Source organism: Stenotrophomonas sp. Br8, assembly GCF_014763005.1.
Lineage (GTDB): Bacteria > Pseudomonadota > Gammaproteobacteria > Xanthomonadales > Xanthomonadaceae > Stenotrophomonas > Stenotrophomonas lactitubi.
In genome coordinates this window covers 17,153-38,047 of record NZ_JACGTN010000002.1, presented here as the reverse complement: position 1 = coordinate 38,047, position 20,895 = coordinate 17,153, and the positions used below count along the sequence as shown (strand labels likewise).

The 20,895-nt window shown below is 62.9% G+C and carries 28 protein-coding genes; 10 read left to right on the top strand and 18 right to left on the bottom strand.

From position 1 onward, the window contains the following. A partial coding sequence (locus tag H3005_RS01335; protein WP_191077447.1) for a GPO family capsid scaffolding protein occupies positions 1-171 on the bottom strand: 171 nt, incomplete at its 3' end. A 118-nt stretch (positions 172-289) separates the two neighbouring features. Between H3005_RS01335 and H3005_RS01330 the strand changes: the two genes are divergently transcribed. From H3005_RS01330 to H3005_RS01315, 4 genes are read left to right on the top strand one after another with little or no spacing between them, the layout of a single operon-like run. Next, complete coding sequence (locus tag H3005_RS01330; protein ID WP_223496261.1) at positions 290-2,083, top strand: terminase ATPase subunit family protein; 1,794 nt, start codon at positions 290-292, stop codon at positions 2,081-2,083. Next, a complete protein-coding gene (locus H3005_RS01325; RefSeq protein ID WP_191077446.1) occupies positions 2,083-3,093 on the top strand; it encodes a phage portal protein in 1,011 nt (336 codons plus the stop codon). Before H3005_RS01330 ends, H3005_RS01325 begins: the two co-directional genes overlap by 1 nt. Next, complete coding sequence (locus H3005_RS01320; protein ID WP_191077445.1) at positions 3,093-3,347, top strand: Com family DNA-binding transcriptional regulator; 255 nt, start codon at positions 3,093-3,095, stop codon at positions 3,345-3,347. The genes H3005_RS01325 and H3005_RS01320 overlap by 1 nt, the downstream gene beginning before the upstream one ends. After that, a complete protein-coding gene (locus tag H3005_RS01315) occupies positions 3,265-3,966 on the top strand; it encodes a site-specific DNA-methyltransferase (RefSeq protein WP_191077444.1) in 702 nt (233 codons plus the stop codon). The genes H3005_RS01320 and H3005_RS01315 overlap by 83 nt, the downstream gene beginning before the upstream one ends. A gap of 58 nt (positions 3,967-4,024) precedes the next feature. Here the strand turns inward: H3005_RS01315 and H3005_RS01310 are convergent, their stop codons facing one another. After that, positions 4,025-4,768 carry a hypothetical protein gene (locus H3005_RS01310; protein WP_191077443.1) on the bottom strand — a complete coding sequence of 248 codons (744 nt, stop codon included), beginning with the start codon at positions 4,766-4,768 and terminating at the stop codon, positions 4,025-4,027. Positions 4,769-5,321: 553 nt separating this feature from the next. Then, positions 5,322-5,987: an SOS response-associated peptidase gene (locus tag H3005_RS01305; protein ID WP_119006656.1), complete on the bottom strand. Its 666-nt coding sequence runs from the start codon at positions 5,985-5,987 to the stop codon at positions 5,322-5,324. Positions 5,988-6,097: 110 nt separating this feature from the next. Here H3005_RS01305 and H3005_RS20890 point away from each other — a divergent pair, with 110 nt between their 5' ends. The 3 genes from H3005_RS20890 to H3005_RS01295 all read left to right on the top strand — a co-directional run bounded on the left by H3005_RS20890 (position 6,098) and on the right by H3005_RS01295 (position 10,325). Beyond that, a complete protein-coding gene (locus tag H3005_RS20890; protein ID WP_223496260.1) occupies positions 6,098-6,598 on the top strand; it encodes a hypothetical protein in 501 nt (166 codons plus the stop codon). A gap of 514 nt (positions 6,599-7,112) precedes the next feature. Then, positions 7,113-9,581, top strand: coding sequence for an autotransporter outer membrane beta-barrel domain-containing protein (locus tag H3005_RS01300; RefSeq protein WP_191077442.1), 2,469 nt, complete (start codon positions 7,113-7,115; stop codon positions 9,579-9,581). A 111-nt stretch (positions 9,582-9,692) separates the two neighbouring features. Beyond that, positions 9,693-10,325: a hypothetical protein gene (locus tag H3005_RS01295; RefSeq protein WP_147416402.1), complete on the top strand. Its 633-nt coding sequence runs from the start codon at positions 9,693-9,695 to the stop codon at positions 10,323-10,325. 232 nt (positions 10,326-10,557) lie between these two features. Here the strand turns inward: H3005_RS01295 and H3005_RS01290 are convergent, their stop codons facing one another. The 8 genes from H3005_RS01290 to H3005_RS01260 form a co-directional block, all read right to left on the bottom strand. Beyond that, positions 10,558-11,754 carry an integrase gene (locus H3005_RS01290; RefSeq protein WP_119006688.1) on the bottom strand — a complete coding sequence of 399 codons (1,197 nt, stop codon included), beginning with the start codon at positions 11,752-11,754 and terminating at the stop codon, positions 10,558-10,560. Next, positions 11,754-11,975, bottom strand: a complete 222-nt coding sequence (locus tag H3005_RS01285; RefSeq protein ID WP_032975126.1) for a hypothetical protein — start codon at positions 11,973-11,975, stop codon at positions 11,754-11,756. Before H3005_RS01285 ends, H3005_RS01290 begins: the two co-directional genes overlap by 1 nt. Further along, the gene (locus tag H3005_RS20885) at positions 11,972-12,175 is read right to left on the bottom strand and encodes a hypothetical protein (RefSeq protein WP_119006687.1); all 204 of its coding nucleotides are present in this window, start codon (positions 12,173-12,175) and stop codon (positions 11,972-11,974) included. The genes H3005_RS01285 and H3005_RS20885 overlap by 4 nt, the downstream gene beginning before the upstream one ends. Continuing rightward, positions 12,168-12,452 (bottom strand): hypothetical protein, encoded by a 285-nt coding sequence (locus H3005_RS01280; protein ID WP_119006686.1) that lies wholly within the window; start codon positions 12,450-12,452, stop codon positions 12,168-12,170. The genes H3005_RS20885 and H3005_RS01280 overlap by 8 nt, the downstream gene beginning before the upstream one ends. Next, the gene (locus H3005_RS01275) at positions 12,449-12,829 is read right to left on the bottom strand and encodes a hypothetical protein (protein ID WP_191077441.1); all 381 of its coding nucleotides are present in this window, start codon (positions 12,827-12,829) and stop codon (positions 12,449-12,451) included. The genes H3005_RS01280 and H3005_RS01275 overlap by 4 nt, the downstream gene beginning before the upstream one ends. Continuing rightward, positions 12,822-13,229 carry a hypothetical protein gene (locus H3005_RS01270; protein WP_119006684.1) on the bottom strand — a complete coding sequence of 136 codons (408 nt, stop codon included), beginning with the start codon at positions 13,227-13,229 and terminating at the stop codon, positions 12,822-12,824. The genes H3005_RS01275 and H3005_RS01270 overlap by 8 nt, the downstream gene beginning before the upstream one ends. A 70-nt stretch (positions 13,230-13,299) precedes the next feature. Beyond that, the gene (locus H3005_RS01265; protein ID WP_119006683.1) at positions 13,300-13,572 is read right to left on the bottom strand and encodes a hypothetical protein; all 273 of its coding nucleotides are present in this window, start codon (positions 13,570-13,572) and stop codon (positions 13,300-13,302) included. Then, positions 13,569-13,805, bottom strand: coding sequence for a hypothetical protein (locus H3005_RS01260; protein ID WP_119006682.1), 237 nt, complete (start codon positions 13,803-13,805; stop codon positions 13,569-13,571). The genes H3005_RS01265 and H3005_RS01260 overlap by 4 nt, the downstream gene beginning before the upstream one ends. 382 nt (positions 13,806-14,187) lie before the next feature. Between H3005_RS01260 and H3005_RS01255 the strand changes: the two genes are divergently transcribed. Both H3005_RS01255 and H3005_RS01250 read left to right on the top strand, forming a co-directional pair. Then, positions 14,188-14,475, top strand: a complete 288-nt coding sequence (locus H3005_RS01255; RefSeq protein ID WP_119006681.1) for a type II toxin-antitoxin system RelE/ParE family toxin — start codon at positions 14,188-14,190, stop codon at positions 14,473-14,475. A gap of 75 nt (positions 14,476-14,550) precedes the next feature. Further along, the gene (locus H3005_RS01250; protein WP_119006680.1) at positions 14,551-14,853 is read left to right on the top strand and encodes an addiction module antidote protein; all 303 of its coding nucleotides are present in this window, start codon (positions 14,551-14,553) and stop codon (positions 14,851-14,853) included. 200 nt (positions 14,854-15,053) lie between these two features. Here H3005_RS01250 and H3005_RS01245 read toward each other — a convergent pair whose 3' ends face one another. The 5 genes from H3005_RS01245 to H3005_RS01225 are packed head-to-tail and all read right to left on the bottom strand — an operon-like array spanning position 15,054 to position 18,862. Beyond that, positions 15,054-17,756 (bottom strand): toprim domain-containing protein, encoded by a 2,703-nt coding sequence (locus tag H3005_RS01245; protein WP_191077440.1) that lies wholly within the window; start codon positions 17,754-17,756, stop codon positions 15,054-15,056. Between the two features lie 7 nt (positions 17,757-17,763). Beyond that, the gene (locus H3005_RS01240) at positions 17,764-17,982 is read right to left on the bottom strand and encodes a hypothetical protein (RefSeq protein WP_032975115.1); all 219 of its coding nucleotides are present in this window, start codon (positions 17,980-17,982) and stop codon (positions 17,764-17,766) included. Then, on the bottom strand, positions 17,979-18,299 hold the full coding sequence (locus tag H3005_RS01235) for a hypothetical protein (RefSeq protein WP_191077439.1): 321 nt from the start codon (positions 18,297-18,299) through the stop codon (positions 17,979-17,981). The genes H3005_RS01240 and H3005_RS01235 overlap by 4 nt, the downstream gene beginning before the upstream one ends. An 11-nt stretch (positions 18,300-18,310) precedes the next feature. Continuing rightward, positions 18,311-18,637: an ogr/Delta-like zinc finger family protein gene (locus tag H3005_RS01230; protein WP_191077438.1), complete on the bottom strand. Its 327-nt coding sequence runs from the start codon at positions 18,635-18,637 to the stop codon at positions 18,311-18,313. A gap of 9 nt (positions 18,638-18,646) precedes the next feature. Continuing rightward, a complete protein-coding gene (locus tag H3005_RS01225; protein ID WP_191077437.1) occupies positions 18,647-18,862 on the bottom strand; it encodes a DNA-binding protein in 216 nt (71 codons plus the stop codon). Between the two features lie 84 nt (positions 18,863-18,946). On the opposite strand from H3005_RS01225, the gene H3005_RS01220 reads away from it, so the two are divergent. Beyond that, a complete protein-coding gene (locus H3005_RS01220; RefSeq protein ID WP_191077436.1) occupies positions 18,947-19,414 on the top strand; it encodes a helix-turn-helix domain-containing protein in 468 nt (155 codons plus the stop codon). Positions 19,415-19,494: 80 nt separating this feature from the next. On the opposite strand, the gene H3005_RS01215 is transcribed toward H3005_RS01220, so the two are convergent. After that, positions 19,495-20,493, bottom strand: coding sequence for a phage late control D family protein (locus H3005_RS01215; protein ID WP_032975111.1), 999 nt, complete (start codon positions 20,491-20,493; stop codon positions 19,495-19,497). Beyond that, positions 20,490-20,888, bottom strand: coding sequence for a phage tail protein (locus H3005_RS01210; protein WP_191077435.1), 399 nt, complete (start codon positions 20,886-20,888; stop codon positions 20,490-20,492). The genes H3005_RS01215 and H3005_RS01210 overlap by 4 nt, the downstream gene beginning before the upstream one ends. Positions 20,889-20,895 lie beyond the last annotated feature (7 nt).

Sequence of the window (20,895 nt, the reverse complement as noted above, 5' to 3'; positions counted from 1 at the left end):
GCTGCGCAGATGCTCCACCCAGATGCGGGCACCATACAGCTGCGGGTCGTAGGAAGCGGCCATGTCTGCGATGTGCTGGCGCTCGATCACGCGGCCATCGGTGGTTGCGCCTTCGACGGCTACGCGGAAGAACTTCGAACGCAGCTTCTTGTTGTCGGTCTTGTTGGCCATATCGCCCTCTGCTGGTGTCGGTGCGCACCGGTTCTCGATGCGATGACCCATGGTCGATTGAGGGCGAATGCGCAGCAACGCGGTCTGCGTGTAACGCGCTGAACTACGTGGCCTTTCCATGTCGCGCGCGCGAGCGGCGCTGCAACCTGTTCAGGTGACCAGCGTAGCCGAACAACTCCATGTAGATCCACGCCGCCAAGCCAAGTTTCTGTACTGGATGGGCTGGCGCGTGTGTGACATCGCCTCCCTCATTGGTGAGAAGGAAAAGACGGTCCACAGTTGGAAGGCGCGCGACGAATGGGACCGCGCCGACAGCGTCGAGCGCATTGGTGGTGCGCTGGAAGCGCGCCTTGCCATCCTCATCCACAAAGAGGGGAAGACCGGCGGCGACTTCAAAGAGATTGATCTGCTGCATCGCCAGCTGGAACGACAGGCACGCATCCAGCGATACCAGGGCGGCGGCAACGAATCCGACCTGAATCCGGCTGTCGCCAACCGCAATGCCAAGCCAAAGAAGAAGGCCCGCAAGAACGAGTTCAGCGAAGAAGAGGTCGAGCGCCTGCAGACGGCGTTTGTGGATGGGTGCTTCGACTATCAACGCGATTGGCTCCGCGCCGGCAACGAACGTACGCGCATCATCCTCAAGTCCCGCCAGATCGGCGCGACCTTCTACTTCGCCCGCGAGGCGCTGATAGATGCGCTGACCACCGGCCGCAATCAGATTTTTCTCAGTGCCTCCAAGAGCCAGGCGCACATCTTCCTTGGCTACATGCGTGGCTTCGTGCGCGAGGTGCTGGACCGCGACCTGACCGGCGACCCGATCACCCTGGCAAATGGTGCAGAGCTGTTCTTCCTCGGAACCAACGCACGCACCGCGCAGGGCTACCACGGCAATTTCTACTTCGATGAATTCTTCTGGACCCATGGCTTCAACCAGCTGAACAAGGTCGCCAGCGGCATGGCGATGCACAAGAAGTGGCGCAAAACCTACTTCAGTACGCCCTCCACGATGGCGCACGAAGCGTTCGACTTCTGGACCGGCGAGCGCTTCAACAAGGGCCGCCCGGTGTCCCAGCAGATCCAGCTGGACGTGAGCCATGCGCGGTTGATGGGTGGCCGCCGGTGCGAGGACGCCATGTGGCGCCAGATCGTCACCGTGCTGGATGCTGCAGGCCGCGGTTGCGACCTGTTCGATATCGAAGAGCTTCGCCGCGACTACAGCGCCGACGAATTCGCCAATCTGCTCATGTGCGAGTTCGTTGACGATAGCGCCAGCATTTTCCCTCTTACCATGCTGCAGCCGTGCCAGGTCGACAGCTGGGTGGAATGGTCGGACGACTACCGACCCTTGGCGATTCGGCCCTATGGGGATCGTCCGGTGTGGATCGGGTATGACCCGGCCGAAACGGGCGATAGCGCCGGCATCGTGGTGGTCGCACCTCCGCTCGTTCCCGGTGGCACCTTCCGCATTCTGGAGCGCCATCAGTTCAAGGGGATGGATTTCGCCGCGCAGGCCGCGTTTATCCGTCAGATCACCCAGCGCTATTGGGTGACCTATATCGGCATCGATGCCACGGGCATGGGCACCGGCGTGGCGCAATTGGTGCGCCAGTTCTTCCCCGGCGTGACCACGTTCAGCTACTCCCCCGAGGTCAAGACGCGGCTGGTGTTGAAGGCGTTCGATGTCATCAAGAACGAGCGCCTGCAATACGACGCCGGCTGGACCGATCTGACCCAATCGCTCTTGGCAATTCAGAAAACGCTTACCCCCAGCGGGCGCCAGGTGACGTACACCGCCGGTCGCTCGCGCACCACAGGCCACGCCGATCTGGCGTGGGCACTCATGCACGCGCTGCAGAACGAGCCGCTGGAAGGCGGCAGCGTCGCTCGCGGCTCCATGGAGATTTTCTAATGGCAGACATCGACCAGGGCGCGGTTGCGGCCCCCCCGGCCAATATCGAGGCATTCACGTTTGGCGACCCTACACCGGTCCTCGACCAGCGCGGAATCCTCGACTACCTGGAATGCTGGCGCAATGGCCGCTTCTACGAGCCCCCGGTGGATCTGCATGGGCTGTCGCGCACCACCCGCGCCAATCCCTACCTGCATAGCGGCCTGACCTTCAAGCGAAACATGCTGGTGCGCACCTTTCGCCCGCATCGGCTGCTCAGTCGTGAGGCGTTCGCGCAGCTGGCTCTGGACTACACCACCTTCGGGATGGCCTATGTGGAGCGCCGGCGTGCCCTGTCAGGTGTGGCGCACAGCCTGGCGGTCCCGCTCGCTCAGTACATGCGGCGCGGGGTAGAGCAGGGCGAGTTCTTTCAGGTTCGCGCGGGCAGGATCGAACATGAATTCCCCGCAGGCGAGGTATTCCAGCTGCGTGAGGCCGATGCGGATCAGGAGGTGTACGGCCTGCCAGAATGGATGCCGGCGGTGCAGTCTGCGCTGCTCAACGAATCGGCAACGCTGTTCCGCCGCAAGTATTACAACAACGGGTCCCACGCCGGTTTCATCCTGTACCTGACCGACAGTCAGCCCGAGGGCGGCGACGTGGACAAGCTGCGCGAGGCGCTGCGGCAGTCCCGTGGCCCTGGCAACTTCCGCAATCTGTTCGTCCATTCGCCGGGCGGTAGCAAGGATGGGTTGAAGCTGATCCCGGTCAGCGAAGTGGCGGCCAAGGATGAATTCACTGGCATCAAGAGCGTCACCCGTGACGACATGCTCGCGTCGTTGCGCACGCCGCCGCAGCTGCTGGGAATCGTGCCGCAGAACAGTGGCGGCTTCGGCTCGATCCGCGAGGCCGCGATGGTGTGGGCCGCAATGGAGCTGGCGCCGCTGCAGACGCGCATGACGGCCATCAACGAGTGGCTGGGCCAAGATGTGATCCGGTTCGATCCGTTTGAGCTGGGAGCGGCCGCCTGATGGATGCGCGCGTGAATCTGCGATGCGGCGACTGCGCCCGCCTGTTGGCGAAAGCTGCTGGACCGCATGACCTGCAAATGAAGTGCCCGCGCTGCGGGTGCCTGAATCATATGAAGGCCACGAGCCTCTCCATGGATCGCCGCGAGCGACACCACGAAGAAGGCTCTACCAATGAAGAACGAACTGATCCACGGCGATGCGCTGACCGTCCTGCCGACCTTGCCGGCGGCGAGCTTCGACGCCCTCATCACTGATCCGCCCTATGCCAGTGGCGGTGTGCATGCCGCTTCGCGGCAGCAGGCGCCATCGAGCAAGTACGTACGCAGCGGCTTGCATGACGACTTTGTTGGCGACGAGCGCGACCAGCGGTCGCACCTGGCATGGATGCGGCTGTGGCTGGCCGAGTGCAGTCGCGTGTTGAAGGACGGCGCCCCGGTACTGCTGTTCACGGACTGGCGCCAGTTGCCGCTCACCACCGATGCGCTGCAGTGTGCCGGCTTCACCTGGCGCGGTGTGGCGGTGTGGGACAAGACGGAAGGGGTGCGTCCCCAGCTGGGGCGCTTCCGCAACCAGGCTGAGTACGTGGTGTGGGGCAGCAAGGGCAACATGCCGCTGGGCCGGCGCGCCCCGGTATTGCCAGGTGTGATCCGCGAGAGCGTGCGCAAGGCCGACAAGCACCACATGACTGGCAAGCCCACGGACCTCATGCGCCAGCTGGTGAAGATCTGCGAAGAGGGCGGCCGAATCCTCGACCCGTTTGCCGGCTCGGGCACCACGCTTGTTGCGGCTGACCTTGAGGGCTACAGCTGGACCGGTATCGAGATGACCGGCCACTACCACGATGTTGCCAGGTCGCGGCTCGCGGACGCATAGGTTCAGTTGAATCTTAGGAGATCGGAGCCGCCCAACGGCGGCTCTTCTCCGTCAGCAATCAAGGGGCGCGGCGGGAACGACCAAAGATGCTCTGTGGGGAAGCTGGTTCCAACCTCAGAAATGGCTTGAAGAGCGCCTTGGCTGCAGGACCTTGCTCGGAAAACCACGCTTCCAGCGCTTCCATTTCCTGCAGTGGTGTCTTCCTATTGGGCGCGGTGTGTTCGCCGCGGAAGTGGGCAGCCGTGCAATGCACCAGGCGCTGACCCTTGGTGCCCATTTCGGCGATGTAGAGACTGACATTCTCGTCAAACAGGAAATCGACTTGTAGCGTGCCGCTGCGGAATCGGTCCAAGGCCTCTTGGGTGACGGTGCCGTCCGCCCAGAACTCGCCTAGCAGCACCTTCACTGCGCCGTAGACTTCTGATCGGCGGTCATAGAGGTCCAAGCGAAGCTTGCTCGCGTTGATCTCAACCTGCTGACGGGAAACCCGCAGGGCCGCAATAGCGATGATCGGCGCCGCCGCCGCCTTGAGGATGTCGATCCAGTTGGCTGCAAGCCATAGCCCAGCTCGGCCGATGAACGACCAAAACTCCTGTACGTAATCCATCCCTGCCCCCTGCGAAGTGGTGGGCAGTATGCCGCGCGGTGCCGCGACTCCCAAGGTAGAGCCCCCGACCTCCTGCATGTCGAGCGTCTCCATACGAAACGGATGGAGGGCGTACTGTTTTGACTGTTCATCGACCGTCGCGCGCACTCGTCTCCCCGCCACGCCTGCGCACTTCATGGGGTGCTTTTTCTGCATGCCCTGCACAACCGGCCAAGCCCCGCCCGCTATGGCTGCACGGGGCGTTTATAGCCTTCGGTCGGCCCTGCGGAACCCTGCGCGGAACGGCCCTTTGTAGGCGCTCCCAGGGCGCCTGACGGCGTGGCTCAACGTCTGGCCGTTTCTCGATGTGCCCATCGGAACCGGGTAATCGGGTAACCCAAGCGGCGGCGAACGCCGATGGCCCTACTGCCGCAAGGCTTTTCGGGGTTACCTCAGGGGGTAATTCTGGGTAATTTCTAAAGCCAGGAAAGGTTATGTGATTGATTTTAAAGGACTATTTTTGGCCCGTTGGTTACCCTCTCGAAAGGTAACGTGGTTACTCAAAGGTTACCCTATTATTACCTTATGAAAAGTATTCTATCTATCTGAAATATAAGGAATTTGCGAGCAGTTCCCGAGGGTGGTTACCTGAATTACCCTTTTGCCGTGGGCACATCGAAAATTGCCTTATAAAGGGGGGGAGGGGTCTACCCACACCCCCATGCTGCCGCTCTGCCGCCGCTTGTGCCCGGCGCATGCCGCCCCGGCGTCAGGCGACCTGCAGCAGCAGCTGCTGGGTGTTGTTGCGAGGGGTGTTCACTGCCCTGCTGACGCGATAGGCCTCCATTGCCGGCGTCTCGCTGGCTAGCAGCATCGCCATGGCATCGTCCGCGCTGGCGGCCATCCACTCATCGATCTGGCCGGCCTGCAACCAGACGGGCATGCGGTCGTGGATGTCTGCCGACACGCCGCTGCTGTCGCCGGTGATGATGGTGAAGGTGCCCAGGTTCCCCTCGGGCAGCAGGGGGCTGGCGTCCTCCCACAGGCCGGCGGCCAGCAGCGTCCCGGTTGCGTGGATGAACCACGGGTCTTTCTTGCCGTCCTCGGGGCTCACTGACCACTCGTAGTAGCCGGCCATGGGGATCACGCATCGGCGCTTCTTGAACGCCGACCGGAAGGCTGGCTTGGTGGCCACCGTCTCGATCCGGGCATTGATGGTCGAGCCCTGCAGGCCCTTGGCCTTCGCCCAGAACGGCAGCAGACCCCAGGCCAGCCGGGTGACCTGCCGACCTTCGCCACGGTCCAGGATGATCGAGGCGCGCTGCGTCGGCGCCAGGTTGTAGCTGGGCTGGATCTCAGCCAGGCCGGGGGCAAGGTCAGCCAGGCCGGGCTGGCCAAAGTCGACAACGGGGAGCTGGACGAATCGGCCACACATGGCCGAAGCGTAGTCCGCCCGGCCGTGCCCGGCGTGTGATCCCGAACGGTTCAGCCGGTGAACGATCCCTTGTCGCAGCCTTTGCGACCGCCGGCCGTATTCTTCCGGCCATGCAGTCCTCCCATGGCTTCCGCACCGCCCTGATCCCCTCTGGCTGGGTCCAGACGGACGAGCGGTGGGCGCTTTGGTACAACGGCCGGGAGACGGCCAGCGTTACCCCTGACGGTCGCCCCGGAGTGCGCCTGTGGATGGAAGGCCGGAAGATGTGGCACGTGAAGGAAGTACGCGCGGCCAACGTCCGGCAGGCGAAGCGCTACGCCGAGCGCTGGTGCGCCGCCAGGCTCCACCCCGACCTGCCTCTGTGTGAGGCCGTTGCCCGTCTGACCGACAGCACCCCGATCCAGCCGCCGCCACCGATGCCTGGGCTGCCGCCGACCCGCGAGCAGCAGCAACAGGCCCGCCGCTTGGCCGAGGCGGGGACGAGGGAGCTGGAGCGAGTTAAGGCAGCGCTTGATCCAATCCGTCCGCCGGCGGCGACGAAGCCAAGGGCGAGGGACCCGCAAAAGGCGCGAGTGACCGCAGCGCTGCGGGATCTACGGCGCGGGGTCTGATGCACCCTAGCCAGCGTGTAGACCAGGATTGAGGCGCGATCCGACGCTCGATGACCGGAAAAATGCCTCACGCTCACTATGCATGGCAGGCGTTTCACGACGCGGCGCCGGAAAAATTGAAGGCGCCATATCGTTGATTTCAAAGCGTAAACGTGATGCCTTTTAATCTTTTGGTCGATGGTTCGAATCCATCACGGCCCACCAATTGTGACAACAACTTAGGCGCCTTCAGGGCGCCTTTTTTGTGGGTCCGGAAAAATTGGCGGAAAAATTAGAGCGTCCCGCGCTCCACTACGCCAGCTGACAGCTGCATCAGTGATGGATAGTAGTGAGCGCTGCAAGAATCATGCCGAACATGACTGTCGATTCAGCTTGTTAAAATTGCGTTGTGTTAGCCTGTGTCTTCTCGGAATTTGTGTGATGCACATCACGCAATCAAATTCACGAAGGCATCTTCCATGTAGGTCTAGCTTCTGCTGCGTTGATTGCCCTTCACCAAACTGAGGCAGCACGCATGTCATCTCGACCAACCTCTCGTTCGGCGCTCTTCTTCGCGTTTGCAATCGCGCTCGCCGCCCCCGGTGCTTTCGCCGGGAATGCGCTCAATGGCGACACAGTAGACGTAGACCCAGCAACGCCGCTACAGGACTGGTACGTCGCGTACGATTCCACTCTGAATGTACTTCCTGGCGCGCAAACGGGCGCGGTCCTAGTCGAAACAAACTCCGTCGCCAACTTCGACCACGCAAGTGTGAACGCAAGTCCTTCCGCAAATTTTTTACTCGGGGCCGTGGTGGTCAGGGGTTCTTCGGGAGTTCGCTTGTTTTCGAGCAGCATTGTTCATGGCGGGTACAATGGCATTTATCTTTCTCTGGGCGGCGGCACTCTAGATCCTAGCTATGCAGAGCTCTTTGATAGCTCTGTGGTTGGGAAAAACTATGGCATCCTGGCGAATAGCGGCGCGCGTATTCTTCTGTCTAACTCAACCCTCAGCACTACTGAGCCCACCTATTCGTCAGCTGGGCTGCTTGCCAGCAACTCGGCTGGGATCATCGTTTCGAATGGTTCGGTTGTTGAAGGCAGCAAAGGGATTTCATTGGGCTTAGGTGGTAGCTCGGCGGGATTGCGCGGCGATGAAGCGCTGATCATCAATGCGTCGAAAGTGGTTGGCAGGACGGAAGCCGCACTAACCGCCTCGAGCAGCGGCGGAGGGGCGCCGGGTCAAATAATGGCAGTCAACATTTTTGTTGAGAACGGCTCCGAACTGGTTGCCGGGAACGGCATTCTGCTGCACGTAACGACCAGTATCGTTGACGGCGTTGCCAAATCTCCATTTACGACAAACTTCACCGTTACAAACAGTGCGCTTCAAGGCAATGTTTGGGCGTCTCGCGACGGGCTGAGCTTCGGCAATGTGACGCTTGGAGGCGGAGGGAGCATCACTGGCGCATTCGACAACGTGGCAAACGCAACTGTGATGGACGGAGGGCATTGGCAACTTACCGGAGCGAGCGATGTTGCCAATCTGAACCTTCAAGCGGGTGGCACCGTAACCATGGGTGACGGTTCGCAGTTCAATAGCCTTACTGCAGGCTCGTTCGTTGGCAGCGGTGGGACACTCGCGTTCAACACTGTGCTGGCCGGAGATGCATCGGCCACGGATCACCTGCATGTGCTGGGAGACTCCAGTGGCCAGGCGTACGTAAAGGTTGCGAATGTAGGGGGAGCAGGAGCCAAGACGACCAACGGAATTGAGCTGATTCAGGTTGGGGGGCAATCGGGAGCTGTATTTCAGCTGGCCGGGCGTGCGGTTGGTGGCCCGTACGATTATTTCCTCACTAAAAATGACTCCAACGGGAACTGGTATCTCCGATCACAGGTGCCGACTCCGCCAGACCCCTGCGTGGTAGATCCCAGCCTTCCGCAATGTAATCCCGACCCGAATCCGAATCCGAATCCGAATCCGAATCCGAATCCGAACCCGAATCCGAATCCCAACCCCAACCCGAATCCCAACCCGAATCCGAATCCAGAACTGGAGCCGGAGCCGGAGCTGGAGCCGCTGCTCCGTCCCGAACCGGGCGCGTACTTGGCCAACCTGCAGGCGGCGCAGACAATGTTCCGCCTGGGCTACCATGATCGCAATGCAGGCCAGAATGGTGGGCGGGCTTGGGCGCGTGTCGACGGCTCGCGCAACGGCTTCGACGCGATCAGCCGTCAGCTCGACATCCGTGGCAACAGCCAAAGCCTGAGTGTGGGTGCCGATGTGTGGCGTGATGATTCGGGTAGCAGCGTGGGTTTGATGCTGTCCAGCGGAAATGCGACCAGCACCTCTGTCAATGAACTGACTGGCTACTACGCCCGTGGCAAGGTGAAAGGTGAGGCGCTGGGTGTGTATGGCACGTGGCGTCGCGCAGGTATGAGTGATCCGTACGCGGGGTTCTACTTGGACGGTTCTGTGCAGCGTGCCCAGTTCCGCAATCGTGTGGACGGAGTCGGCTTGGCTCAGGAGCGCTACGACAGTCGCGCCTGGCAAGGCGCCGTGGAGGCCGGCTATGCCTTCCGCGCCGGCGGTCCCAGCAATGGTGGGGTGTATCTGGAGCCGCAGCTGCAGATTGGCTACAACCGCTGGGACAGCGGCAGCCATACCGAAGCCAACGGTACAGTGGTGACTACCGAGGATGCTGACGGTCTCTTCGGTCGAGTCGGTGTGCGTCTATCCAGTGTGACGCGCTGGGGCAACGGCGCCGCCGAGGTGCAGCCGTACGTCACGGCCCACTGGCTGCACACCCGCGCCGAATCACAGATCCGTATGGACGGTGAAGCCGTGGATGCGCGCATCCCACGTAGCCGTGGTGAGTTCGGCGCGGGTGCTTCGTTGAAATTCGCCAACGGACTGGGCGCGTGGGGCGGTCTATTGCTGCAGAAGGCAAGCGGATTCCATCAGACGAGCGCTCAGGTTGGTATTGGCTACAGTTGGTGACCTGCATCAAGCACTCCAGAGTGCTTTTGCGCGGGGATTCTTGATCTACTTCGTAGGTCGCTAGGCAAGCACGGCTGCAACTATGCAGCCGTGCTTGGACAAGGAGATTTCATGGAATGGGCACCGGTTAGTTTTGGGTTGGAAGCCGCTCCCAATCTGTGTGCACAGCCCGCAAGCGTGGTCTGCACGGATGATTGGAAATGGGTGATCCCTGTGTTGGCCTTGATCCTGGGCTTTGCGCTGAGATGGGTGCAGGAGAACCTCTCTGAAGGAAAGAGGCAGCAATCCCAGAGGCGCCTGCGGCAGGAATTGCGGCTAGATCACGTAAGGATGCAACGAAGTGATGCGGAAAGAGCCAATCTGCTTGCTCTTCAGCAAGCTGTAGCAAAGTACTATCTAAGCGCGTCCGAAGCGCATGGCGCAATGTTGGATGCCCTTGGTATCAATGGAGTTTGGGCCCGCGTTCGTATGGATCACGCAGTGAATGGCGCCATTCAATCAAGCAAGGCTGAAATGACTGTGCTGCAGTATCGAATTCACGCAGCCAAGGTTTGCATCCGGCTAGACGATCTGATCGATGAGGTGACAGCGGCATTGAAGGCCGAATCTCTTGAAGTCGCTGAGGAGAATTGGAAGCGAGCCGACATCTCATTTGCCAATGCCCAGCGCCTCATCGGGGCCGAAATCCGGCGGCTTGAAGATGATGCTGGCCAGCAGGCTGAACTGGATAGTGAGCAGAAGTAGGTTGCTCGCATGCGAGGCTGATTGTCCCGCATCCGCGCAGTCTGGTCTGCAGAGAACAGGCAGGTCAGCGCACCGGCGGTTGGCCCTCTAGCTCATGTCTCCCGGGATTGGCCCAGGCCCCCCACATTTCGACGGTGTATGGGTCAAATTCACCACTGCCTACGAACTGCATCAACAACGAAGGCGCCCTAGCGGCGCCTTCTTCGTTTCGTAGGGAGGTTCTTCGGAAGAATTAGGTGGTTCCGCAGTCAAGCGCGTTCCTCCTGCCGGGCGGTTGGACCACGGGCAGTTCATGGTCATATCGCTGCCGCATTTGTTCCGAAACGTGGCCGCCCGCAGCCTTGTTGTCACCATCTGTGATGCCCCGGTGCTTCAAGCCGTGCAGTGCGAAGCGCTCGGCCTTGGAAATCACCCCTACGCGAACCGCCTCGGTGATGAAGCGCTGCCATGCACTGTCGAGCGCAGACTTGGTGATCGGCTCGCCGCTGCGCTCCACCAGCAAGAACCTGTCGTTGGCGCGCAGGGGAACAGGGCGCACTCGGCCCTTTCGGTTCCAGATGCGGTGGCGCCGCGCCAGCAGCTGCTCCCATGCTTCGATCATCGCTGCGTCCCACTCCGTCACGTTGTCACGCGATCCTTTGCGGCGATTGCTATGCACCCCCTCGGCCTGGCGGTGCGCGTCGGTCAGCGTGCAGACCTCGATGCCGCGCAGGCGGACGCTGTAGGCCAGGATCATCACCGGGGCCAGGTAGTCGGGAAAGCTGCCCTTGGCGTTGGAAGGGAGCGCGCCGCGTTCCCGTGCGAAAGCCAGCACTGCGCGAAACGCTTCCTGCGACGGCATGCGCGCGTCGCCCCGTTCTTTCGCCTGGCGCACGCCTTTGGCCGGGTTGGTCTTGCAGTAGCCCATGCGTACACCCCACGACAAGGTCAGCCGCAGGAAGCGGTGCAGATGATTGGCCTTGCTGGGGTACGCAGGGAGGGCGGGCTGGGTGCGATTCGCCGGGCGGCCTACAGCAAAAGTCTCCACCAGCCGTTGTACAACCGGCGTTGTGATGCGGTCGACCTGGATAGATCCCAGCGACGTTCCATCCTTGCGGACGTAGGTGGCCAACACCTCCGCGTAGCCCTCGTAGTTCCTGCGGGTGCCGGCGGCGAGTCGTTTGAAATCGCTGGATTCGTGGTAGCGGTCGAAGAGAAAGCGAAGCGTGCCGCGCCCTGCACCTGTGCGCATCTCTTCCACGATGGCGTGCAGCTCCGACAGGCGGGCGCTGGCGTGGGCGACCGTACGCTTTACGCGCCGGCCGCCCTCCGCGTGGTCTTCGTAGATGAACCAGCGGCCGTCGTGCCAGTAGATCCCTTTCGGCAATGCTCCCTGCTCGATGTGCCTAGGTATGGCCGGATTGAACTTCCTTTTTCTGCCGCGTGTCATCAGATGTTGTCCTCTTCCCGTACTTCGTGCTGGAGCGGTTCGACCAGCCCCAGCGCGGCGTTCAGCGCGTCGAGGGTGGTCCAGATCCCGCCGTGGCGGTCGTACTTGTACCGGATACCCTGCCGTTCTGCCCAGCGCCGCACGGTCGCCGCACGGGGTGGGGGGCCGTGCGGGGTGCACAGCTCCTGCAGGATGTTGAATTGCACAATGCGGCTGCTCAAAGCTCGGACGCCTCCATCCACTCGCGCCGACGTAGCCACTGCCGGCGCATTTCTTCCCGTAGGGCTTCGGCGGCAGCGGCGCCACGTTTACCCGCAATGCGGGTAATCAGTTCGTCCACCCATCTGCCGCTGTTGTAGCCCTGCCTGATCCAGTGGCGGGCCTCGCAGGCCCGCCGGTGCTGCTCTGTGGCGTCATCCACACCCGGTGCTTCTGTCGCCCAGCCCCAGCCCCAGCTGGATCACGTTGTTGGTTGGGGAAGCTGCCGGTGTCGCGCGCCCGTACAGGCGGGTCCACTCCTGCAAGGCCAGGTGTGCGCTGGGGTGCTTGTGGGTGCGGCCGCATTGGCATTCGATGTAGTGGCCGCCGCCGGCATCGGCTCTGCGGCGGTCTTCCATCAGTCGTGCCGTATGCCCGGCCCTGCAGCTGGGCATCGGCCACGGCGCCGCGATCTGCCGTTGGGTCGTGAGGTACTTCATACGGTGGCCACCTCGCCGGCATCGAAGTCGTGGGCGGCCAGTGTCGCCAAAGCAGCGTCGACCTGTTGGCTCGCAGCGGCCAGTTCCGTTGCATAGACACTGTGAGGCGAGTGCACCAGGGAGCGATGACGCTTCACCGCAGCGATCACCGCAGCCGTCAGAACCTCCCGGCCAGAAAGCGGCTGGACTGCAGGCGAGGTGCGCGCGGTCAGCACGGCCGCCAGTGCCTGCTGGGCTTGATGCAGGCCAACGACACGCTCGTAGGGGGGGAGTTCCGCTGCGTACTCGGCCTGCTGCGTCAGGTGCTTCACCCAGTGGCGGGCGTTGGCCGGTGTCGTCTCGCACCGTGCGCATCGGCATGGCTTGCTCTCAGACATTGGCCACCTCCAGCGCTGCTGCAGCGATAGCCGCGGATGCGGCGGTGCTGGCAGGCCGAGGCAGCATGTTGGCGATGGCAAGGGGCACGCCGGCATGGTCGAGGAAGTCGGCCAGGTCGTGACCGATGGCGTCCTTCTCCATCGCCCACAGTACCGGGGCTGCGGCCAGCAGAAAGCTGCTGCGGGTCCGACGCGTCCAGCGCTGCTCGATGCAGCGGGGAGCCCCCATGGCGAGAATCGCGGTCACGACAATCTCATCGGGGGCAATGGCGAACTGCAGCACTGCCTTGCTGTCGGTGGCCGTGGTGAATTCTGGCCGCGTGGTAGCCTGCGCGGCGGGTCCGGTGTCGGCCCCCTGCGAACATGCGGCGGCTGGGGGTGACTCAGTTTGCTGATACATGGCTCTTCTCCGAGCGTCGTGGTGGGAAGGCCCAGCGGTGGCGTTGGCGCGCCACCGGCCGGACCCGTTCTTACAGGGTGTCCGCCAGGTCTACGGCTGGCAGCTGGTCGGCCCGGTGGGCATTGCCCAACACATGGCGCAGATCCTCCGCGACGTACGCCGCGACTGCGGCGATGTGGTCGAGAGTGATGGGGGAAGGCTGATCGGTATCGAGCAGCGCGAGCAGGTCAATGGCCTGCTGGGCCTGCCAGAGACGGTCGATGTCGTTTTCGTGCACCACGAAGTGGATGCTGTTCACCACATCCGCCGCTGTGCGGGTGCCGTTGCGGGTGTGTGCGCTCATGACACCGCCCTCGGGCCGGTGCCTTGGCAATCTGCCCACCGGGCCTTTACCTGATCGACGGCGTTCTGGATCTCGCCCAGCGTCAACTCTGCCGGCGTCTTTCCCGCGCCGAGCAGGCGCGCAAAGAGACCCTGCCAGCAGGCGTGGTTCCATTCGGTGGTGTCGGCGATCTGGCCGAAAAAATGTGCGAGCTGGCGCGCGGCATGCGCGGGCGCTCCGTGGCTGTGTGCCATGGGTGACGTCTCCTTCGTTTGAGATGTGACCTCGCAGAGACGTTTTGAGTCGTCGCAACGAGGGTGTCGGGAGGCTCAAAACCGGAACGAAGACCGGCGGGCAGTTTTCCCCTTTCGGGTGTTGTATGGCTGCCGCCCTCCCGACGCAGAAGACGTCGGTGCGCTTGAATTTCAGGCGCAAAAAAACCGCAATGCTGACGGGCGCGGTTTCCGCTTCGTTCTCGGAGTTTTGAGTCTCCTTGCAGCGGACTTTGCCCTCGTTTTTTGCAGGTGTCAAGCATTGGGTGAATGATTCAAGGCGCGCAATTGGCGCCGACTGTCTTGTAGCCGTAGGGCTACAAAATTCTTGACCATTTGTAGCCGGTGGGCTACAGTTGTTCCTATGGAAATGAAGCGCACCCCACAGTTCACCGCATGGATCGACGGCCTGAAGGACTTCACGGGACGCGCTCGCATCCTGGCCCGGATCCGCCGCTTGGGCGAAGGCAACCCCGGCGATCATCGGAACCTGACCGGCGGCATTTCGGAACTGCGCGTCGATGTGGGTCCGGGTTACCGGGTGTATTACACGCAGCGCGGAAACGAGCTGGTGATCCTGCTGGTAGGCGGCGATAAGGGCGCGCAACAGCGCGATATCGACAAAGCAAAGGAATTGGCCCGTTCCCTTTAAGGGGCGGGCAGGAGCAACACGAAGCGATGAAACACCCAAGTCACGGAACAACGAAGCAAACGGAGTCACACAGACATGGCAGCTAAGAAGAAGATTCAGCTGGAGACGTTCGACGTCGCCGAACACCTGCGCACCCCCAAGGAAATGGCCGCGTATCTGGACGCGTGCATTGCCGAAAGCGACGGCGACTCTGCATTCATCGCCAAGGCGCTCGGCGATATTGCCCGCGCCCAGGGCATGAGCAAGGTTGCCCGCGACGCGGGTGTGTCGCGCGAAAGCCTGTACCGAGCCCTGTCCGGCGAGCGCAGCCCGGACTTCGCCACCATCCTCAAGGTGACGCGTGCCCTCGGCGTGCAGCTGCACGCGAGCGCTGCCTGACCGATGGGCCAGGCGGAACCGGGCAAGGTTGCCTTGCACGCGTGGGAGGCTACAGACCACCTGCGAACCGAGGACGACATTCGGTTGTTCTTGGAAGCCAGCGAAGAGCAAGCGGGGGACGACCCGCAGTTCATGGCGCTGGCACAGGCCACTGTTGACTTGGCGCGCACGCGTTGGGGATTGGCGAACGGTTAGGGTGTTCATGCCTTGAACACCCAGCATTTGACCGTGGCGGCGGCACCCATGGTGCCCTGACGGATAGCGCTGTTCACGGCGACGTTCGTGTCCAGGCACTTATGCCGGCGCGAGTCACGCAGCAGCGTACGCAGCACCTTGAGGTCTGCCAGCTGCTGCGAATGGTGCGCTGCCTTGGCGGCGAACTCGTTGAGGTTGATGGCGATCCGCGATGGATCGCGCGAGTGGTTCACCACCGGCATGCCGCCGTTGGTGGTTTCCAGATACTCGTAGACCTCCCAGAACTCGGTGACCAGGGCGTTATCGGCGCTGACCGCGCTCTGGCGCTCCAGTGCGGCCGCAACCAGCGCTTCGCGCGTGGCGACCACCATATCCTCGGGGATCTCCATGACCAGGCGCAGGGCGTCGAACAGCGCCAGCATCTGCGCATGGTTCTTGATGACGCGCTCCATGCGTAGCTCCCCGCGCTCGCGCAGCTTGCCCTCGTAGAAGCGCACGCGCTCGCCGAACTTCTCCATGACCTGGCTTTCGGCGCGGACGGCGCGGATCAGGAAGTGGCTCAGTTCCTCCACCTGCAGGGCGTTGAGGTTGTCGGCTGCGATGCGGCTTTCAGTGGTGACCTGCGGCTTGCGGAAGTGCAGCTTGACGATACGCGTCAGGATTGCCTCGCTGGCGTCCACGGCGGCGTTCTGGCTGATGACAATGGTGCCCCGGAATGGGGGCTCGTAGGTGTCGTTGCCGCCATTGCGCACGCCGCGCGTGGCGAGGGTGCCGCCGCCGTAGTAATCCTTCAGTTCATCCCATTCAAACGACTTGGCGTGCGATCGATCGGCATCGCTGCGGTCGGCCTCCAGCAGCACTACCGGCATGCCGGAAATCTGGCCCATGGCGCGGGCGCGGCCGGCCTTGGATGACTTCGCCGGGTCGAAGCCTTCGTAATCGCTGCGGCCGAGCAGCTTCCACAGGAAGGTCAGCAGCGTGGTCTTGCCGGCGCCCGCCTCGCCGGTCGCTTCCAAGAAGGGGAACGACTTGTGCGCGCTGCGGATCTGGTTGGCGTACAGCGAGCCGAACCAGAACGTGAGCGCGATCATGCCGTGGGTGCCGAAGCACATCCACAGCCACGCCAGCCAGTCGTTGCGCTGCTTCTCGGGGTCGCGCTGAATGTCCAGTCGGATCGACTTCTGCGTGGATTTCACACGCAGGTTCTTGAACTCGAAGTAGTCCTCTGCATTGGCGATGCTCAGTTCGCCGTCGCGCACCGCCACGTCGCCGAGGATGTAGGACTTGTGATCCTCGCTGTAGCCCACGAAGTCGATGGTCTGGACCTTGGTGATGTCATACAGCACGTCGCGGATGATGCAATCCAGCTGGTGGCCGGTGCCGGTGAACACCGCGCCCTGGGCCATGCTGATGAGGCGCTTCTTGAACTCGCTGGCGCTTGCGACCTGCGCACCGGTAAAGGTGCCCTTTACGGGCGGCGCATCGTGCGGGAAGCTGACGCGGAAGAAGTACCAGCTTTCGTCGGTCACCTCATGGCTCTGGAAGTAGAGCGCCTCTGGATAGCAGTTGGCGATTTCTTCCACGCTGCAGCAGGCCCGGCGGATCTTCTCGGCCTCGTCGGCGTCCAGTTCCTCGTCCGGGTCTTCCTTACGTTTGGCGCGCTCCTGGCACAGCTTGTCGAACTTCACGCTGTCGAAGCTGAACCAGAACAGGCGCGAGCGGTGTTCAAGGTGGAACTCGCGGCGCTGCGTGTGGGCATACATCAGCAGGCCCTTCTCGATGGCGGACTTCGCCAGCAGCACGTCGCCGTGATAGCGCGCCTCCGCGATGTCGGCATCCCACTGAGCCTGGCGTGCGTCGGCATCGTTGATGGTCGACGCGCGCAGATGCAGGTCGTTCCAGTCGGTCTTCTTGCCCGGCTTCTGCGGGATCAGTGCTGCACGGCTCTTGAAGCCCAGCGACTGGGCCCGGCGTGCATGCTTGCGCACGTAATCACGTGCTGTTGGCTCGTTGTCGTAGGCCCATACCAGCACCGGCAGCTTGCCGCCGCGCTGGTCGCGCAGGGCGCGCAGCGATTCCTCGGGGTAGCCGTTGCTGGACATACCCGATGCAGCCGCAATGCCATGCTGCAGGAGCGAAATAGCGTCGAAGATGCCCTCGGTGATCCAGACCTCACGCGCGGTCGGCAGCATGTCGGCCGCAGCGGGGGCGATCCACCAGGCACCCGCATAGCTCTGGCCCGGCATGAAGCGCGCTTTCTGCTTGCCGAAGCGGTGAGCGCGGTCGATCAGGCGCTCCCAATAGCCGCCCTTGGTCAGCGGGAACCGTACCGTCGCGGTGCCTTCCCTGGACTTGCGGTCGAAGTAGCTCTCCTGTGTGTAGAGGCCACGGAGCGCGGTCAGATCGAAGCCGCGCGAGTACCGCAGGTAGGCGTCCGCCGCAGCGTGCGGCGCCGTCTCCGTGCGTTCGTGGCGCTTTGACCAGTCATCGAACAGATCGTCGTAGACATCCTTGACGCTGACCTCATGCCCGCACTTGGCCTGTCGCCCACAGCGCAGCACCCACGGATTCTGGAAGCTGGTGTAAAGCTCCTTCTGACCACAGGCGGGGCACTTGCCGCCGCGCATGTATTCCGTGCTGGGACGGTGCTTGAGGCCGTAGTCCCGCTCGATGCGCCGCAGAACTTGCTGGCGGATGTCTTCTTGCATGATCGGTTCAGGCCTTCGCGCTGCGGCGCTTGCTGCTTTTCTGCGGGCGGTAGGTGGGTTCGGTGATGACTTCGACCTTGCCGCCTGCCTTGCGGAACGCGGCTACCCGCGCGGCCAGCGTGGCGGCGTCCTCTGCCTTCTTGGCAGGATCGGTAGGCACGTACCCGGCAGGGCCTGGGACGAGGAAGGGCACCTGTGCGGTCGACCATGCGTCGCGCTGGCTCATGGGGATGTCTCGCCCTGGTCGGTCTCGGCGTCGATTAGGCCCAGCCCCTCGGGCGGGTTCTTGATTTCGACCACGCCGCAGTCGTTCAACTCGATACCGCGATCAGTCGCTTCCAGCAGGCGGTCATTGCCGGGGGCGCAGCGCACAAGGCCCAAGGCCATCAACTGCCACACGGGCGCAGCAGTGAAGGCGTCGCCGGCCTCGGCCTGACGGCCCGTGTAGCCGCGTGCGCCAACCACCAACCCGCCATGACGGATGGTGGATTGCAGGCAAAGCTTCGCCATTGGCGAGAGCATCGCCAGTTCAAGAACAGCCATGGTTTATTTCCTCAGTGGTCGGCGGGGAGCGGCAATGCGTCCAGCAGATCGGGTTGGTTGCCGCTGTGCTGCATGCGGTGAGCGCGCTGGGCGATCTCGCGGGCATATGCGGGGCTTGGGGGAAGATCAGTCGGCCGTGCATCGGGCAGGCCGCTGGGACTGGCAACGCCGGTCAGTTCGGTGTGGCCGGTGAACGCGGCAGAACAGACCGGGTTGGTGCAGTTGAACGAGTCGTGCCGGAGGTGGTCATGGCTCAGGTGGCTGGTGCGCTTCACCAACGGGGAATGGCAGAAGGGGCAGCGGAAGACCACCTTCCTGCGTGCGCTGTACGAAGACATGACCGGCCCTCAGTTCGACGCGGGATCGATAGTGCCGGCCTTGATGCCCAGCACTACGGCGGCCTTGTGCGCTTCGCCACGCCGACCCTTGTTGCGACCGGACAGCACCAGCCACGTGGCGCGCTTGTCGAGGTTGTGGGTGCGGGCGAACTCGGCGATGGAGATGCCCTGCCGGTCGAGTTCCTCTCGCACCTGGGGTGCGGTTTTTAGGACAGGTTTGGACATATCGGGCACCAAAGTGTGATTATTGTGTACTTGGGGCAACGATAGTGCGAAAACGCGCGCCAGTCAACATGGAGAGTTCGAAAAATGTCACTCACTGAAGATCCTAAGCTCGGCGTGGGCGCACGACTGCGTGCCGAACGTGAGCGCCTGGACCTGAGCCAAGAGGAAATGGGCTCGCGCGCCGGCAAGAACAAGAACACGCAGATGCGCTACGAGACGGGCGTCAACTCACCGACCGCCGCTTACCTGCATGAACTGGCCGCGCTGGGCGTTGATATCGGGTATGTGCTGACCGGATTCCCAACCGAACTGGACGACGAAGACGGCGAGATGCTGGCGCGCTTCCGGGCGGCATCGCCTGAAATGCGCTTTGCGGTGCGACTGATGCTGACGGCGCCGAAGGAGGCTGCTGCAAAGCACGCCGAAGCCGGTGCGGCGCCGATGGTGGGTGGTAATAATTCCGGCCAGGTCAATGCGGGCACGGTGACCCAGGGCGATGTCAGCTTCCAGATCGGTTCGCGCAACAAGGGCGGCCGGAAACGCTCGAGCTAAATATCGGGCAACTGATACTGGCTGTTGGTCAAAATATCGACCGGGGCAAGGGCGCCTGTAGAGGCAAACGCGACAGGCGCCTACGCCGTTGCCCCGCGTTCAAGTTCAAGGGACGTCGTAAAGCCGGCGCCGCCATCAATGGTGTGCGTCGCCTTCACCACCAGCCAGTCCGTGCCGTCGATCTCGGGCTTGATGCCCGCGACATTCACCGTCTGACCGGGATAAAGATCGGCACGGCCTAGCGCCAACTTGAACGATAGTGTCGCTGTACCCCGTGCCAACCGCTGCAACTCCGCCGTCGCATGTTGCCGCGCCTCGCTCTCGCTGGCGTAGGTAGCCTGCAGCTTCTTCTCGTTCTTGTCGGTGCCCACCAGCACGGCCTTGCGCCGCGCCGCGCCGCGATCACCCCAGTAGGCACGCACGCCGGTCACCGCATCGCGGTCGACCACGGCGTACCGGTGCGAATCCCCCGATGCGCGTGTCAGCTTCTGCACCGGCAGGCTGATGCCGTCACCGGTCGTAGTGCCATCGATGGGCTTGAAGATCAGAGTACCGGCCTTGATGGTCGCCACGGCATCGAATCGCTTGCCAAGCCGCGTGAGCAGGTTCACGTCGCTTTCGTTTGCCTGATCCAGATGCGGTAACGCCACGCTATCGAGCGCAGGCGCTATGGCTGCTTTCAGCGAGTGTTCCCCGGCCAAGGCGCGCAGCACTGCCCCGAGCGTGGTGTCATGCCAGCTGCGCTCGCGGCGCGTGCGGATCGAGTGCGTCAGATCCGCGCTGCGGGCGCGAATGGTGATGATGTCGGGCGGGCCGCTGTGTTCAGCCTCATCGACCACGAACGTGCCCTTGTTGACCATGCCGCTGTCAGCCCAGCCGAATGCCAGCGCCAATGTCACACCGCGACGCGGCAGCGCCAGGCGTCCGTCATGGTCATGCAGGCGCAGGTCAACCTGGTCGGCCTCATCGCCCCGGCTTTCGGTCAGGCTCAGATCCAGCAGGCGCGGCGCGAGCCGGTCGGTAATGTCGACACCGTCCAGGGTCGCGCGCCACTGCGGAATCGGGTAGAAGGCGCTCATGCTGCCGCTTCCTCCGTGTCATCGTCGGTACGCGCCAGCTGCAGCTGGAAATCAATGCGGCGCGGCGTGCCATCGGAAAAGAACTCTGTCCGACCTTCGTTGATCGAGAGGATGACGTAGGCGCCATAGACCATGCCGTTGCCCTCCACCAGCGCCAGCGGGCGGCCCTCGGCGGCCAGCTCCCGCAGCACATCCAGCGTGAGCAGATCGTCGGCCAGCTCGGCGTGGATCACACCGGACAGGTCGATGGTCTCTTCGCCGGGGCCAACGTACTGCCGGGCCGCACGCGCGCCCACGCGCTCGCTGGTTGGGTGGCGCCATGACATCTGGCGTTGCAGCTGCTGGTAGGCGGCGGTGGAGAGCGAGAAAACGAACGTGCCCAGGGACATCATCATGGTGGCA

What these genes read in the sequence shown, in the direction of transcription:
- H3005_RS01330 (WP_223496261.1), top strand. Translation starts at nt 290, where the DNA reads ATGTCGCGCGCGCGAGCGGCGCTGCAACCTGTTCAGGTGACCAGCGTA.
- H3005_RS01325 (WP_191077446.1), top strand. Translation starts at nt 2,083, where the DNA reads ATGGCAGACATCGACCAGGGCGCGGTTGCGGCCCCCCCGGCCAATATC.
- H3005_RS01320 (WP_191077445.1), top strand. Translation starts at nt 3,093, where the DNA reads ATGGATGCGCGCGTGAATCTGCGATGCGGCGACTGCGCCCGCCTGTTG.
- H3005_RS01315 (WP_191077444.1), top strand. Translation starts at nt 3,265, where the DNA reads ATGAAGAACGAACTGATCCACGGCGATGCGCTGACCGTCCTGCCGACC.
- H3005_RS01310 (WP_191077443.1), bottom strand. Translation starts at nt 4,768, where the DNA reads ATGCAGAAAAAGCACCCCATGAAGTGCGCAGGCGTGGCGGGGAGACGA.
- H3005_RS01305 (WP_119006656.1), bottom strand. Translation starts at nt 5,987, where the DNA reads ATGTGTGGCCGATTCGTCCAGCTCCCCGTTGTCGACTTTGGCCAGCCC.
- H3005_RS20890 (WP_223496260.1), top strand. Translation starts at nt 6,098, where the DNA reads ATGCAGTCCTCCCATGGCTTCCGCACCGCCCTGATCCCCTCTGGCTGG.
- H3005_RS01300 (WP_191077442.1), top strand. Translation starts at nt 7,113, where the DNA reads ATGTCATCTCGACCAACCTCTCGTTCGGCGCTCTTCTTCGCGTTTGCA.
- H3005_RS01295 (WP_147416402.1), top strand. Translation starts at nt 9,693, where the DNA reads ATGGAATGGGCACCGGTTAGTTTTGGGTTGGAAGCCGCTCCCAATCTG.
- H3005_RS01290 (WP_119006688.1), bottom strand. Translation starts at nt 11,754, where the DNA reads ATGACACGCGGCAGAAAAAGGAAGTTCAATCCGGCCATACCTAGGCAC.
- H3005_RS01280 (WP_119006686.1), bottom strand. Translation starts at nt 12,452, where the DNA reads ATGAAGTACCTCACGACCCAACGGCAGATCGCGGCGCCGTGGCCGATG.
- H3005_RS01275 (WP_191077441.1), bottom strand. Translation starts at nt 12,829, where the DNA reads ATGTCTGAGAGCAAGCCATGCCGATGCGCACGGTGCGAGACGACACCG.
- H3005_RS01270 (WP_119006684.1), bottom strand. Translation starts at nt 13,229, where the DNA reads ATGTATCAGCAAACTGAGTCACCCCCAGCCGCCGCATGTTCGCAGGGG.
- H3005_RS01265 (WP_119006683.1), bottom strand. Translation starts at nt 13,572, where the DNA reads ATGAGCGCACACACCCGCAACGGCACCCGCACAGCGGCGGATGTGGTG.
- H3005_RS01260 (WP_119006682.1), bottom strand. Translation starts at nt 13,805, where the DNA reads ATGGCACACAGCCACGGAGCGCCCGCGCATGCCGCGCGCCAGCTCGCA.
- H3005_RS01255 (WP_119006681.1), top strand. Translation starts at nt 14,188, where the DNA reads ATGGAAATGAAGCGCACCCCACAGTTCACCGCATGGATCGACGGCCTG.
- H3005_RS01250 (WP_119006680.1), top strand. Translation starts at nt 14,551, where the DNA reads ATGGCAGCTAAGAAGAAGATTCAGCTGGAGACGTTCGACGTCGCCGAA.
- H3005_RS01245 (WP_191077440.1), bottom strand. Translation starts at nt 17,756, where the DNA reads ATGCAAGAAGACATCCGCCAGCAAGTTCTGCGGCGCATCGAGCGGGAC.
- H3005_RS01240 (WP_032975115.1), bottom strand. Translation starts at nt 17,982, where the DNA reads ATGAGCCAGCGCGACGCATGGTCGACCGCACAGGTGCCCTTCCTCGTC.
- H3005_RS01235 (WP_191077439.1), bottom strand. Translation starts at nt 18,299, where the DNA reads ATGGCTGTTCTTGAACTGGCGATGCTCTCGCCAATGGCGAAGCTTTGC.
- H3005_RS01230 (WP_191077438.1), bottom strand. Translation starts at nt 18,637, where the DNA reads ATGTCTTCGTACAGCGCACGCAGGAAGGTGGTCTTCCGCTGCCCCTTC.
- H3005_RS01225 (WP_191077437.1), bottom strand. Translation starts at nt 18,862, where the DNA reads ATGTCCAAACCTGTCCTAAAAACCGCACCCCAGGTGCGAGAGGAACTC.
- H3005_RS01220 (WP_191077436.1), top strand. Translation starts at nt 18,947, where the DNA reads ATGTCACTCACTGAAGATCCTAAGCTCGGCGTGGGCGCACGACTGCGT.
- H3005_RS01215 (WP_032975111.1), bottom strand. Translation starts at nt 20,493, where the DNA reads ATGAGCGCCTTCTACCCGATTCCGCAGTGGCGCGCGACCCTGGACGGT.
- H3005_RS01210 (WP_191077435.1), bottom strand. Translation starts at nt 20,888, where the DNA reads ATGATGATGTCCCTGGGCACGTTCGTTTTCTCGCTCTCCACCGCCGCC.